The organism is Photobacterium sp. 270122K (genome assembly GCF_059941365.1).
In genome coordinates, this window is record NZ_JBPOEN010000002.1 from 377,950 (window position 1) to 390,451 (window position 12,502).

The 12,502-nt window shown below is 48.3% G+C and carries 14 protein-coding genes and 1 riboswitch; of the genes, 10 read left to right on the plus strand and 4 right to left on the minus strand.

What is annotated here, in order from left to right:
- Nucleotides 1-392: 392 nt before the first annotated feature.
- The gene (gene luxO / locus ACSF8W_RS04875; RefSeq protein WP_500845549.1) at nt 393-1,829 is read left to right on the plus strand and encodes a quorum-sensing sigma-54 dependent transcriptional regulator LuxO; all 1,437 of its coding nucleotides are present in this window, start codon (nt 393-395) and stop codon (nt 1,827-1,829) included.
- An 18-nt stretch (nt 1,830-1,847) separates the two neighbouring features.
- Nucleotides 1,848-2,207 (plus strand): Hpt domain-containing protein, encoded by a 360-nt coding sequence (locus tag ACSF8W_RS04880; RefSeq protein ID WP_500845551.1) that lies wholly within the window; start codon nt 1,848-1,850, stop codon nt 2,205-2,207.
- Here the strand turns inward: ACSF8W_RS04880 and yvcK are convergent.
- From yvcK to ACSF8W_RS04895, 3 genes are all read right to left on the minus strand, one after another.
- The gene (gene yvcK, locus ACSF8W_RS04885) at nt 2,169-3,071 is read right to left on the minus strand and encodes a uridine diphosphate-N-acetylglucosamine-binding protein YvcK (protein ID WP_500845553.1); all 903 of its coding nucleotides are present in this window, start codon (nt 3,069-3,071) and stop codon (nt 2,169-2,171) included. The two genes, ACSF8W_RS04880 and yvcK, sit on opposite strands and share 39 nt — an antisense overlap.
- 245 nt (nt 3,072-3,316) lie before the next feature.
- Nucleotides 3,317-3,892 carry an LON peptidase substrate-binding domain-containing protein gene (locus tag ACSF8W_RS04890; protein WP_500845555.1) on the minus strand — a complete coding sequence of 192 codons (576 nt, stop codon included), beginning with the start codon at nt 3,890-3,892 and terminating at the stop codon, nt 3,317-3,319.
- A 181-nt stretch (nt 3,893-4,073) separates the two neighbouring features.
- Nucleotides 4,074-4,301: a hypothetical protein gene (locus ACSF8W_RS04895; protein WP_500845557.1), complete on the minus strand. Its 228-nt coding sequence runs from the start codon at nt 4,299-4,301 to the stop codon at nt 4,074-4,076.
- 178 nt (nt 4,302-4,479) lie between these two features.
- A riboswitch (molybdenum cofactor riboswitch) is annotated at nt 4,480-4,619 on the plus strand.
- Between ACSF8W_RS04895 and moaA the strand changes: the two genes are divergently transcribed.
- From moaA to moaE, 4 genes are all read left to right on the plus strand, one after another.
- Nucleotides 4,609-5,598 carry a GTP 3',8-cyclase MoaA gene (moaA, locus tag ACSF8W_RS04900; RefSeq protein WP_500845559.1) on the plus strand — a complete coding sequence of 330 codons (990 nt, stop codon included), beginning with the start codon at nt 4,609-4,611 and terminating at the stop codon, nt 5,596-5,598. (Overlaps the previous riboswitch by 11 nt.)
- Before the next feature lie 40 nt (nt 5,599-5,638).
- Nucleotides 5,639-6,118 (plus strand): cyclic pyranopterin monophosphate synthase MoaC, encoded by a 480-nt coding sequence (moaC, locus tag ACSF8W_RS04905; protein ID WP_428476864.1) that lies wholly within the window; start codon nt 5,639-5,641, stop codon nt 6,116-6,118.
- Nucleotides 6,115-6,360 (plus strand): molybdopterin synthase sulfur carrier subunit, encoded by a 246-nt coding sequence (gene moaD / locus ACSF8W_RS04910; protein ID WP_500845561.1) that lies wholly within the window; start codon nt 6,115-6,117, stop codon nt 6,358-6,360. The genes moaC and moaD overlap by 4 nt, the downstream gene beginning before the upstream one ends.
- A 2-nt stretch (nt 6,361-6,362) precedes the next feature.
- The gene (gene moaE / locus ACSF8W_RS04915) at nt 6,363-6,812 is read left to right on the plus strand and encodes a molybdopterin synthase catalytic subunit MoaE (protein ID WP_500845563.1); all 450 of its coding nucleotides are present in this window, start codon (nt 6,363-6,365) and stop codon (nt 6,810-6,812) included.
- A gap of 272 nt (nt 6,813-7,084) precedes the next feature.
- Here the strand turns inward: moaE and ACSF8W_RS04920 are convergent, their stop codons facing one another.
- Complete coding sequence (locus tag ACSF8W_RS04920) at nt 7,085-7,498, minus strand: MerR family transcriptional regulator (protein ID WP_500845565.1); 414 nt, start codon at nt 7,496-7,498, stop codon at nt 7,085-7,087.
- Nucleotides 7,499-8,205: 707 nt separating this feature from the next.
- Between ACSF8W_RS04920 and ACSF8W_RS04925 the strand changes: the two genes are divergently transcribed.
- The 4 genes from ACSF8W_RS04925 to oppC all read left to right on the plus strand — a co-directional run bounded on the left by ACSF8W_RS04925 (nt 8,206) and on the right by oppC (nt 12,415).
- Entirely contained in the window at nt 8,206-8,382 is a 177-nt protein-coding gene (locus ACSF8W_RS04925) for a hypothetical protein (protein WP_500845567.1), read from the plus strand.
- A 441-nt stretch (nt 8,383-8,823) separates the two neighbouring features.
- Nucleotides 8,824-10,449, plus strand: a complete 1,626-nt coding sequence (locus ACSF8W_RS04930; RefSeq protein WP_500845569.1) for an ABC transporter substrate-binding protein — start codon at nt 8,824-8,826, stop codon at nt 10,447-10,449.
- 118 nt (nt 10,450-10,567) lie between these two features.
- On the plus strand, nt 10,568-11,488 hold the full coding sequence (gene oppB / locus ACSF8W_RS04935; RefSeq protein WP_428476858.1) for an oligopeptide ABC transporter permease OppB: 921 nt from the start codon (nt 10,568-10,570) through the stop codon (nt 11,486-11,488).
- 15 nt (nt 11,489-11,503) lie between these two features.
- Complete coding sequence (gene oppC, locus ACSF8W_RS04940; RefSeq protein WP_500845924.1) at nt 11,504-12,415, plus strand: oligopeptide ABC transporter permease OppC; 912 nt, start codon at nt 11,504-11,506, stop codon at nt 12,413-12,415.
- Nucleotides 12,416-12,502: the final 87 nt, after the last annotated feature.

Consider the following 12,502-nt stretch of genomic DNA (forward strand, 5'->3'; position numbering starts at 1 on the left):
GCTGAAAATCCTTTCTACTGTGTACATGTGCCAAATTTCAGGCAAAAAAAAGCCAACCGATAAACAGTTCGGTTGGCGTCATTGTTTTAGTGAAAAAATCCACAAACAACGTCAGTTGGCTAGGTTGACTCTAGGAAGAGTCATAGTAAGTAATGCAGACAGCGTGCCAACTTTTCTATTCCGATTTAATTGCACTTTTTTATTGGCTTAGCGCAAACATTTCCATTTTGCGGGTGTAAAAAATCACTGTGTATTTGCATTTTGCGAATCATTATGCGATTCATTATGAAAAAGCGACCATGGCCATAACATGGCGAGCAGGACAAAAAAGTGATACTCATTTTTTTCTTTTGATTACAATTAGTAAAGAGCAACAGGATTGGGAGGGGGCAATGGAGAGCAAACCGAGGCAGCGGCAAGTGTTAATGGTGGAAGATACGGTGTCTGTTGCGGCACTGTATAAATCGTACCTTAATCCATTGGGCGTGGCCGTCACAATCGTAGGTTCAGGCTCTGACGCCCTGGCATTTGTGAAGGAGACCACGCCGGATTTGATCCTCTTGGATCTGCGTTTACCTGATATGACGGGCATGGAAGTGCTTGAGGCGGTGAAGCGGGAGTATGGCGATATTCCCGTGGTTATCATGACGGCGCACGGGTCGATTGATGTGGCTGTGGAGGCCATGCGCTATGGCGCAAAGGACTTCCTGATCAAGCCATGCGAAGCCGATCGCTTGCGTGTCACCGTGAATAATGCGCTCAAAGAAGAAGACCAGAAAGACAAAGGGTCACCGTCATCGTCTAAACAAGGTGGGGCACAATACCAAGGTTTTATTGGTAACAGTTTGCCGATGCAGGCGGTGTACCGTGTGATTGAATCGGCCGCATCCAGTAAAGCCACGGTCTTCATTACGGGGGAAAGTGGGACCGGTAAAGAGGTATGCGCGGAAGCCGTGCATGCGGCGAGCCCGCGTAATGACAAACCGTTTGTGGCCTTAAACTGTGCGGCGATACCGAAAGAATTGATTGAAAGTGAGTTGTTTGGTCACGTCAAAGGGGCGTTTACCGGGGCGTCGACAGAGCGCCAAGGGGCGGTAGAGCTCGCCAATCAAGGCACCTTGTTTCTGGATGAACTTTGCGAAATGGATTTGGATTTGCAAAGTAAATTGCTGCGTTTTATTCAGACTGGGACCTATCAGAAAGTGGGTGCATCAAAAACCCATACGGTCGATGTGCGCTTTGTGTGTGCCACTAACCGCAATCCGTGGCTGGAAGTGCAAGAAGGCCGCTTCCGTGAAGATTTATACTACCGCCTGCATGTGATCCCGGTGTCGCTGCCGCCATTGCGTGAACGGGGCGAGGATGTGCTGGAAATCGCTCACGCCTTGCTGGCCTTGATGTCACTGGAGGAAGGGAAAAACTTCAGCCGGTTCTCGTCAGAGGTACTTGCCTTATTTAAGCAGTACCATTGGCAGGGAAATGTGCGTGAATTACAAAACGTGATCCGCAATATTGTGGTGCTCAATAGCGGCGAAGAAGTGACATTGTCGATGGTTCCGCCTCCGATTAACAATGGTGGCGTTAAACTTGCATCGTCTTTTGTTGCTCATCGGGATAAAGCGAGTGACATGCCGAGCATTGAGTCACCGATGATGCCTTACAACGTGGATAAATCACAGGTTGAGCCGCTTTGGGTCGTGGAGAAACGGGCCATTCAGGCGGCGATTGATGCGTGTGACGGCAATATTCCACGTGCCGCAGGACTTTTGGAAGTCAGTCCATCAACGATTTACCGTAAATTACAAACCTGGCAGGAAGCGCAAGGTTAATTGTAGGGAGAGGATTGCATGGTAACAACAATGAATGCTGACACAATTAAGCGTATGGCGGATGAAGTGGGCCAGGATACCTTATTGCTTTTGTTGAATATGTTTAGCGATGAATTGGATCAGTTTTTTCAACAACTATCAGCACAACCCTCTCTGGCTCAAGTGAGGGAAATTAGTCACTCAATCAAGAGCAGTGCGGCGAGTTTTGGTGCCGATGAGTTGGCGATGATGGCGCAGGAATGTGAATTCCGCGTGAAGCAGGGGCAAGAGCAATGGATGGAAGACCATCTACCGCAGTATCGGCAGATGGTCGAACAGGTGGCAATGGAATATAAACACTTAGCGAGTCATGATAATCCGATCAACTGCTTGTCGTAGTTTCTCGCGGTCATGACGCCATTCATGATTAGATGATGCAAGTACCGCAATGTGTTGGTGGTACTTTGCATCAATATCCTGCTGTTTGTCCGTCAGCACGGAGTCGACGGCACGTCCCCCCATCGCACGCTCACACCAATGCAGCATCTGCTGCAAGCTCATCATGCCAGCCGGCCCTTTTTCTTTGTCCAAATTGGTGACAAAGACAATGTTGGCTCGACAATTTCGCAACGCCACCTTCATTTCTTCTAGCAGCAACGGCGGCATCACGCTGGTCAGGAAGCTGCCGGGGCCAAGCAAAATAATATCGGCATCTTGAATGCTGCTCACAGCTTCTTTTGTTGCGGGCACGGCGGGCTCAACGTATAAACGTTGCGGCACGGCCAGCAATTCATCCACACTGGTTTCCCCACAAATAATATCCCCTTCAGGGGTCATGGCAGAGAGGTCGGCAGGATGTTCTGACATGGGCAGGATGTGGGGTTCCACTTTGAGCATGTCACGGATCAGGTTGATCGCCTCAAGGGGGCGAATCGACAAATTATCCAGTGCTTTTAGCATTAGGTTGCCAAGGTTATGCCCATCAAGCTCACCATTGCCACGAAAGCGGTATTCAAAAATCATTGAACCGACAGAAGGCTCGGTGATTAACTGGTTAATACAGTTACGGGTATCTCCCCATGCAATACCGCCCTGGCATGCACGGATACGACCCGTCGAGCCGCCATTGTCGGTCGTGGTCACAATCCCAGTGACATTGCTCCCGTAATCGGACAATGCCGATAAAATACGCCCAAGCCCATGACCGCCACCGATCGCTACGATTTTGGCTTGAGTTGGATTTTTCCCTGTTGAGTTAGACATGATTCATCAAATGGTGTGATCAATATAAAATAATCTGCAGTCTACTGCTTTGTTGGCTCTGAATACAGCATCCCGTCGGCATGCTGGTATATTAATCACGTTTGGTATGCTTTTATTGAATATTTTTTCATCAAAAGTGATAGCGGGCAGAAGGGCAATATAAAAAAACACCCTCATCCTAAGGTGGGGAGAGGGTGAAAAGACAACAGCGGTAGCAAGAAAATCGAATGCGTGCAGAAAACCGGTCAGTGCGGTTTTTGCATAATACTCATCAAGTAGTCGTAAGTGTCTTGGCAGCTGGGAGATTGGATCAGCATTTGTTTTTCGCTGGGTGGCACGGGTAGCAGTTCGAGCCAGCGCTGACAAAGCCAGCTTAAATTGTGGAATTGCTTGTCTTCGTGCAGATCATCTAGTTCAGGGTGCTTTTGGAACATCTGCTTGAGTTTATCGGCCAGTATTTCTTGATCTTGGCGAACGGCAGTCTCAGGCCATTGTGGCAGTGTGTCATAGCCAGCGGTGAAAAAGCCGAAATCGTCCTCTTCCAGGTTATCAATTTGGAAGGCTTCATGACCGGCAACGGTAACAATCAGCGCGCCATCGTGAAGGGACGTGTCAAAATTTTCGACTGTCACACGTGTACCCACACTGAAAAAGTGGTGTCCGGTGTCATCTTTATCAAACATGCAGATCCCGAAGCTGTCACCTTGCTTGAGGGCGGCTTTAAAGGCTTCCATTTGCATGCCAGGCGCGACGCGGATAGGGATGCGACCGCCAGGAAGAATGTGACGTTTTTGGAAAAGTAGCGGTATCGTTTGTTTCATTGCTATCTCCTTACGTTGTCTATGCAAAGGAGGTGCAAATCTGATGCCTAAAAACGATACCGATGAAAAAAAGGCCTAAGCGCCGTATTGCTAACAGTTGCCCAGTTTATTAGCCACTGCTGGCATGGTTTACGATTATCATTTTGCAATGATGATCTCAGTGATAGATGCAAAATGCGAATCATTTTTGGTTTGCGATGATTCGCAGCGCATTATCACTCGGTAGCAGCTCTAAATGGCTTTGTTCGTCAAAGTACCAGCCTTTGATTAACCCTTTTGCTTGCATGTCGGTAAATCCATCCACCACGATTTTGGCTTGCTCATGGGCAGTCGCCGCATTAAGCCCTTCTTCGCGTTGCAGATAGAGCGCAATATCATCAATAGTCGCAGATTCGATAATGTTGGACATAATATCCTCACAAGTCGTAAGAAAAACTGACAGTATTCCCTTTAGTAGTATTGTCGTGAAAACCACTGAACGGTAGAATGCAGCACGAAATTTTTGCTGTGGTTTGCCTGTTTGGTAAATCATCTGATATTTTATAACTATTACGCTGTTGTACGCCGTTTGGTTCACGCCAACTGTGCAGCTGCCATAGCTCCGAGCTTTACCCGCTAAGTCACCAAGAGGGGATATGTGTGTAAAGCCAGTGACGATACTGTCACCAGGGTCGATCTAGAAATGCATCGGCCTCCCATACTTGGAAAGGTGTTCCGTGGCGAAACCATTTGAAGATAATTTTCATCGCAAGTTTTATTACTTGCGCCTCTCTGTTACTGACGTTTGTAACTTTAAATGTACCTATTGCTTGCCAGACGGGTATCACCCGGGTGAGAAGAAGAAACCGTCGTTCCTGTCATTGGATGAAATCCAGCGGGTAACGGGGGCGTTTGCCCAATGTGGGACAACCAAGGTGCGTATCACTGGCGGCGAGCCAAGTCTACGCCGTGACTTTACCGACATCATCCGTACCGTGGCTGAGCAGCCGGGGATCCGAAAAGTGGCGACCACCACGAACGGTTACCGCATGGCGAAACATGTGGCGGAATGGCGTGACGCAGGCCTGACACACATCAATGTGAGTGTGGATAGCCTTGACCCGAAAATGTTCCACCAAATTACCGGTGAGAACATGTTCCACAAAGTGATGGACGGGATCGATGCGGCGTTTGATGCCGGTTTTGAACAAGTGAAAGTGAACACCGTTCTGCTTAAAGATATGAACGCGCAGCAACTGCCTCAATTTCTTGATTGGATCAAAACCCGTCCGATTCAATTGCGCTTTATTGAACTGATGCAAACCGGTGAGATGGACGACCTGTTCAAAAATCACCATGTGTCAGGCACCAGCATCCGCAATCACTTGATCGCGAACGGTTGGGTGTTGAAGATCAAGAGCAACAATGACGGTCCGGCGCAGGTATTCTGTCACCCTGATTATCAGGGTGAAATCGGTCTGATCATGCCTTACGAAAAAGACTTTTGTAAAAGCTGCAACCGCTTACGTGTGTCGGCGTTGGGCAAGTTGCACCTGTGTCTGTTTGGCGATCATGGTATTGATCTGCGTGATTTGCTGCAACGTGACGATCAGCGCGATGAACTGATTGCACGTATTCAAGGTGGTTTGGACGAAAAAGCCGTCAGCCATTTCTTGGATCAGGGCAACACCGGTATGACACCGAACCTGGCTTCTATTGGCGGCTGAGCCCGCCCTTTCATACATTTTTCTGTTGGAACAAAAACGGATGAACCAATTTACGCATATTAATGCTTCGGGTGAAGCAAACATGGTGGACGTTTCTGCTAAAGCTGAAACGGTACGAGAGGCGCGCGCAGAAGCTTTCGTCCATATGGCACCAGAAACACTACAGTTGATCGTTTCAGGTCAGCACCATAAAGGTGACGTGTTTGCAACAGCACGCATTGCCGGTATTCAAGCCGCGAAAAAAACGTGGGATTTGATCCCGCTGTGCCACCCGTTGCTGCTGTCAAAAGTAGAAGTACAACTGGAAGCGATTGAAGCGGAAAACAAAGTCCGTATCGAATCATGCTGTAAGCTGGCGGGTAAAACCGGCGTAGAAATGGAAGCGCTAACCGCCGCTTCTGTGGCTGCGCTGACGATTTATGACATGTGTAAAGCCGTGCAAAAAGACATGGTGATCAGCCATGTGCGTCTGCTAGAAAAAACAGGCGGTAAATCCGGTCATTTTAAGGTGGAAGCATGATTAACGTCCTTTTCTTTGCACAAGTGAAAGAGCTTGTGGGTGTGGATCGCCTCGAGGTCGCGGCTGAGTTCACCACAGCGGAAGCCTTGCGTCAGCACCTTGTCACACAAGGTGACAAGTGGGCATTGGCGTTGGAGCCAGGTAAATTGCTGGTGGCGATCAACCAGACCATTTGTGCGCTGGATAGCGAAATCAAAGCCGGTGACGAAGTGGCCTTCTTCCCGCCTGTGACCGGGGGCTAAGTATGATCTCCGTTCAGTTTGACGATTTTTCTGTTGCCGATGAATATGCGGCTCTATCGCAAGGGACAGAAGCCGGTGCGGTGGTGACCTTTATCGGTAAAGTCCGCGACTTTAACCAAGGTGACAGCGTGACAGGGTTATCGCTTGAGCATTACCCGGGCATGACAGAAAAGTCACTGGAAGCCATTGTTGAAGAATCGAAAACACGCTGGCCACTACTGAAAGTACGAGTGATCCACCGTGTCGGTGACTTAGCATTGGGCGATCAGATCGTGTTTGTCGGCGTGACCAGTGCACACCGTGGCGCGGCGTTCCAAGCGTGTGAGTTCATCATGGATTACCTGAAAACGCGCGCCCCGTTCTGGAAAAAAGAACAAACGCCAGACGAATCCCGCTGGGTTGATGCCCGTGAAACCGATACGTCTGCCGCTGACCGCTGGGTTGATCAATAATCTTCCGCGCTCAGTGACGTTGAAAGACTGAAAAAATACCTGCCAAATGTGCAGGTATTTTTTTGTGCTTTTTCTGCTTCGTGCTTGCAGCAAAAGACGCAGGCGCCATGCTTTACTCGCTTACTCGCTTACTCGCTTACTCGCTTACTCGCTTACTCGCTTACTCGCTTACTCGCTTACTCGCTTACTCGCTTACTCGCTTACTCGCTTACTCGCTTACTCGCTTACTCGCTTACTCGCTTACTCGCTTACTCGCTTACTCGCTTACTCGCTTACTCGCTTACTCGCTTCGTAAATTTCCCCAACTGTTTATAGCATTGGCGCTCTGCGGCGTTCAGTTCCATCATGATCAAATTGATGTCCGTTTGCTGCTGCTGGAGTTTTTGTTGCCGTTGCTGAATGGTATTGAGCATGGCCTGTAACTGCCCCTTGGAACGTATATCCGCATCGTGCAAATTGAACAACTCTTGAATATCTAACAGGCTGAATCCCAGCCGCTTTCCCCGCAAAATCAATTTGAGTCTGGCACGATCACGGCTCGAAAAAATCCGGTGTTGCCCTTGGCGTGTCGGGCTAAGCAGGCCTTGATCTTCATAAAAACGAATGCTGCGCAAGGTCACTGAAAATTCGTCAGCCAATTGCGAGATTGAATAGGTATCGTTGCGGCGTGTGGTGGTGGTTTGCATCCGTCATCCCTTCGTCGTAACTGTATTGCGTGTCTCACTGCATGGGGTGTCTACGCCCCTAACGGGCATGAATGCAGTGTCGAGCGGCCATTCCCTGACCGTCAGAAATGATTTCATAGCGCTGTTGAAATAACAAGGGGTAAGCAGGGAGGCGGGTGTGTTACAGGGAAAAACGGGAGGTGAGAAAGAAATTAGCCCCTCAGAGAGAGGGGCTAGAAAGTATCACTTAACACCGTTAACCACATCTTTGGTTTTGTACGATGACGGTACGTAGCCAGGACGGTGACGGGAGGGACTTGGACGTGAAACACAACCTGCTGGTCTCATGGATGTCATACTCTCAATATGGAACGGAACGGAAACGGACACAGCGATAAACCCAGTATTATTAGGGGTATACGCCAACAAGAAGATAGTAGCGTTATTGTTCTGTTATGGAAACGTATTGGGTATGAAAATCTCACTATGTGAGAACTTAATCTATGCGCTCTTTTTTATATAGAGTTTTGTTATTAAAACAGGGTGGGGTGTGAGGGGTTATCAGCAGAAAACCAATTTATGTGCCATATTTTATAGGCGCTGGTAGCTGATCATAAAAAATTCTTACTGGGTGGGGACATCATCACCAGAAAAGGCGCCCAGCGCACGGTTGGTAAACGGTGTTTTGCTGATTGTTTTTTGTTAGCTGTGTGAACCGAGGAGGGCTTATGAAGCATAAAAGAGTAACGAATCGCCGTATCAAGCAAATGATGGAAGACATTAATCACGATGGTTTGTTTGATGAGGCGCTATCAGAGGGGAATAGTCAGTCACTGAATGAGAAACAATCGAATGATGGTCATGAAGTGCCTCCCAATATTAATCTCGACAGTGAAAATAAGTAATCGAACAATAAATAAGAAAGCGCCGCGAGGCGCTTTTTTTGTGATCGTAGTTTTACGGTCATGTTGCGTTGATTTAGGTTTGCTGTGAAATGACGTGGGTTTTTATGCTGGCTAATGATTTTTAAAGGCGATAAATCATGCAGAAAAGGCTTTAAGAGTGGATGAAATGGCGGATATTTCTTCTTAGTATGGATTTTGCAATAGATCTCGCTGCTGGCTGTTACGCCAATGGAGACTTACGCTTCATATGGGGTGGTTATTAAGGATTATGTCTGTTTTTGTAACCAAAATGTGGCAAATTACTTTGATGGCTGATACTGTTTCGAGCAAATCTTCGGTTTGATGTGTGTTGTTTAGGATAAAGAATATGCATGTTGCTGCTGTAAAGCGCCGACGGAAGAGTTTCAAGGACGTAATAAAATGATGTGTTGGAGTGAATGCATGTATAAGAATAAAGTATCTCAGGCTGTGCTACTCGGCATAGCGATGGCAGCCACGGCGTCTCCCTCTTTTGCTGCAACTGTTCCCGACGGCGTAAAGCTAGCAACGACGCAAGAATTAGTGCGTGGTAACGGCACGGAAGTGGAATCACTGGATCCACAGAAAGTGTCTGGTGTTCCCGAATCTAACGTTATTCGTGATTTGCTAGAAGGTCTGGTTAACCAAGACGGTGACGGTAACCTGATTGGTGGTGTCGCGGAATCATGGGAAAGTAAAGATAACAAAACGTGGATCTTCCATTTGCGTGAAGACGCGAAATGGTCCAATGGCGATCCTGTACTTGCCAGTGATTTCGTCTATACATGGCGTCGTCTTGCCGATCCGAAAACCGGCTCGCCGTATGCCTCTTACCTTGAAATGACCACCATGAAAAACGCGGGTGATATCATTCTGGGTAAACAAGCCCCTGAAACACTGGGTGTCGTGGCGGTTGATGCGCACACACTGAAAGTGGAGCTGGAAAAGCCGCTGCCATACTTTGATGCAATGACCGTTCACACCTCGATGAAACCGGTTAACCAGAAAGTGGTTGAAAAGTACGGTGATAAGTGGACCAGCCCTGCTACTTACGTGGGTAACGGTGCATTCCAGTTGGATAAGTGGGTGGTGAACGAGCGCATTGTGCTAAAGCCAAACACCCATTACTGGGATAACGAAAAAACCGTACTGACTCAAGTCTCTTTCTTGCCGATTGAAAACCAAGTGGCGGCCATGAACCGTTTCTTGGCGGGCGAAATCGACATGACGTATGAAATGCCAAACGAACACTTTAAGCGTTTGGTGAAGCAGCATGCCGAGTCTGTCAAAGTGACACCGTACTTGTGTTCTTACTACTACGAATTCAACACGGCGAAAGCCCCATTTAACGATGAGCGTGTGCGTCAGGCATTGTCTTACGCGATCGATCGTGACGTGATTGCCAAGTTCATCGTAGGTAAAGGTGAAACCCCAGCCTATAACTTCACACCGTTGGCCACCAATGGTCTTGACGTAGAAATGCCGGATTATGCTAAGTTGTCACAGAAAGAGCGTGTCGTGAAAGCACAAGCTCTGCTGGAAGCGGCAGGTTACGGCAAAGACAAACCCCTACAGTTTGATTTGTTGTACAACACCAGTGAAAACCACAAGAAAATCGCCGTGGCGATTGCCTCCATGTGGAAAAAAACACTGGGTGTAACGGCGACATTGGAAAACCAAGAGTGGAAGAGCTACCTCGACAGCAAGCGTCAGGGTAACTTCGATGTGTCACGTGCCGGTTGGTGTGGTGACTACAACGAAGCGTCAACCTTCTTGGGGATCATGCGTGATGGCCATTCACAGAACTACCCGAAATACGCCAACAAGCAATTCGATCAGCAGTTGGATAATGCGTTGCTAGCCGCGTCAGCCCCTGAGCGTGCACAAGCGTATAAAGTGTCTGAAGCCTTACTGGCGAAAGACATGCCAATCATGCCGATCTACCACTACGTGAATGCGCGTTTGGTGAATCCGAAGTTGGGCGGTTATCCAGTAAACAACCCAGAAGACAACATCTTTAGTAAAGATTTGTACATCATTGCTGATTAATAAACAGCAAGAAAAATGATTATAAGCGCAGCTCTCAGGATGGGAGCTGTGCCCTTTTTTACTGGTTTTATGCCAGTGAGCAATTGACTGTCACAGACGATAAAATACGGTGTAGTTTATGATTAAATTCATCGCAAAACGGATTTTTGAAGCCATACCCACCTTGTTGGTATTGATTACAATTTCCTTTTTCCTCATGCGCTTCGCCCCCGGAAACCCGTTTTCCAGCGAACGTCCTCTGCCACCCGAAGTGATGGCGAACATTGAAGCTAAATACGGCCTCGATAAACCGGTGTTTGAGCAATACACCACGTACTTGGGCAATATTGTCCAAGGGGATTTTGGTCCTTCTTTTAAATACAAAGATTTCACGGTTAATGAATTAGTGGGCAAGGCATTGCCTGTGTCGGCCAAGATTGGGGTCTTTGCCTTCATATTCGCACTGATCATGGGGGTCACTGTCGGCACCATTGCCGCTTTGAAACAGAACAGTTGGATTGATTACACCATTATGTCGACCGCAATGGCGGGGGTCGTCATGCCCTCCTTCATATTGGCGCCGGTATTGATCTACATTTTTTCGATCAATCTGGGTTGGTTACCGGCGGGGGGCTGGCATGACGGGTCAATTAAATACATGTTGTTACCGATGATGGGGATGTCCTTGTTGTACGTGGCTACTTTTGCCCGTATCACCCGTGGCAGCATGATTGAAACCTTAAACAGTAACTTTATCCGTACCGCGCGTGCGAAAGGCCTGAGTTATCCGTACATCATCATGAAGCATGCGCTCAAGCCTGCCATGTTGCCGGTGGTGTCGTACATGGGCCCCGCGTTTGTCGGCATCATTACCGGTTCGGTGGTGATTGAAACCATCTTTGGCTTGCCGGGGATCGGAAAATTGTTCGTCAATGCCGCGTTTAACCGTGATTATTCGCTGGTACTGGGGATCACTATTTTGATTGGTTCATTGACCATTATCTTCAATGCCATTGTCGATATCGTGTTGGCGTATATCGATCCGAAGATCCGTTATTAAGGGGCCAATCACATGATGTTAACGAAAAAAGAAAACGTTGATGCGGTAGAGAAGTTTTCTGAGCAATTAGAAATCGAAGGCCGTAGCTTATGGCAGGATGCCCGTATTCGATTCATGCGTAACCGTGCGGCGATGGTCAGCTTGACCATTCTTACGTTGATCACACTTGCGGTGATTTTTGGTCCGATGTTCAGTAGTTATGCCTTTGATGATACCGACTGGTATGCCTTGCATGCGGCGCCAAGTTTGGGCGCAGAAGGGCATTTCTTTGGTACTGATAGCTTGGGACGCGATCTTTATACCCGTACCTTGATTGGAGGCCGTATTTCCTTGATGGTCGGGATCATGGGGGCTTTGGTTGCTGTGGTGATCGGCACCTTGTACGGGGCGGCATCCGGTTTCATTGGCGGGCGAACTGACCGCGTGATGATGCGCATACTGGAAATCCTGTATTCCATTCCGTTCATGTTCTTTGTCATCGTATTGGTGACCATTTTTGGTCGCAATATCATGCTGATCTTTGTTGCGATCGGGGCGATTTCCTGGCTCGACATGGCGCGTATTGTGCGGGGGCAAACCTTGTCACTGCGTAACAAAGAATTCATTGAAGCAGCCCACGTGTCAGGGGTAAGCCAATGGCGCATCATTACCCGTCATATCGTGCCAAACGTACTGGGTATTGTGGCGGTGTATTCCACCTTGTTGGTGCCGTCGATGATCCTGACCGAATCTTTCCTGAGCTTCTTGGGTCTGGGTGTACAAGAGCCGATGACCAGTTGGGGAGCTTTGCTACAAGAAGGCTCACAGACGATGGAAGTGGCGATTTGGCAGTTAATGTTCCCGGCCGCCTTTATGGTGGTGACCTTGTTCTGTTTTAACTATGTGGGTGACGGCTTACGTGACGCACTGGATCCAAAAGACAGATAACCCAAGGGACAGACTGTGGCGTGCGAAGACCGGCTTGAACGATAACAACAAGCTGAGAGCGCGCCGCAGAGAGACGTGATAAGGAAG

What these genes read in the sequence shown, in the direction of transcription:
- luxO (WP_500845549.1), top strand. Translation starts at nt 393, where the DNA reads ATGGAGAGCAAACCGAGGCAGCGGCAAGTGTTAATGGTGGAAGATACG.
- ACSF8W_RS04880 (WP_500845551.1), top strand. Translation starts at nt 1,848, where the DNA reads ATGGTAACAACAATGAATGCTGACACAATTAAGCGTATGGCGGATGAA.
- yvcK (WP_500845553.1), bottom strand. Translation starts at nt 3,071, where the DNA reads ATGTCTAACTCAACAGGGAAAAATCCAACTCAAGCCAAAATCGTAGCG.
- ACSF8W_RS04890 (WP_500845555.1), bottom strand. Translation starts at nt 3,892, where the DNA reads ATGAAACAAACGATACCGCTACTTTTCCAAAAACGTCACATTCTTCCT.
- ACSF8W_RS04895 (WP_500845557.1), bottom strand. Translation starts at nt 4,301, where the DNA reads ATGTCCAACATTATCGAATCTGCGACTATTGATGATATTGCGCTCTAT.
- moaC (WP_428476864.1), top strand. Translation starts at nt 5,639, where the DNA reads ATGAACCAATTTACGCATATTAATGCTTCGGGTGAAGCAAACATGGTG.
- moaD (WP_500845561.1), top strand. Translation starts at nt 6,115, where the DNA reads ATGATTAACGTCCTTTTCTTTGCACAAGTGAAAGAGCTTGTGGGTGTG.
- moaE (WP_500845563.1), top strand. Translation starts at nt 6,363, where the DNA reads ATGATCTCCGTTCAGTTTGACGATTTTTCTGTTGCCGATGAATATGCG.
- ACSF8W_RS04920 (WP_500845565.1), bottom strand. Translation starts at nt 7,498, where the DNA reads ATGCAAACCACCACCACACGCCGCAACGATACCTATTCAATCTCGCAA.
- ACSF8W_RS04925 (WP_500845567.1), top strand. Translation starts at nt 8,206, where the DNA reads ATGAAGCATAAAAGAGTAACGAATCGCCGTATCAAGCAAATGATGGAA.
- ACSF8W_RS04930 (WP_500845569.1), top strand. Translation starts at nt 8,824, where the DNA reads ATGTATAAGAATAAAGTATCTCAGGCTGTGCTACTCGGCATAGCGATG.
- oppB (WP_428476858.1), top strand. Translation starts at nt 10,568, where the DNA reads ATGATTAAATTCATCGCAAAACGGATTTTTGAAGCCATACCCACCTTG.
- oppC (WP_500845924.1), top strand. Translation starts at nt 11,504, where the DNA reads ATGTTAACGAAAAAAGAAAACGTTGATGCGGTAGAGAAGTTTTCTGAG.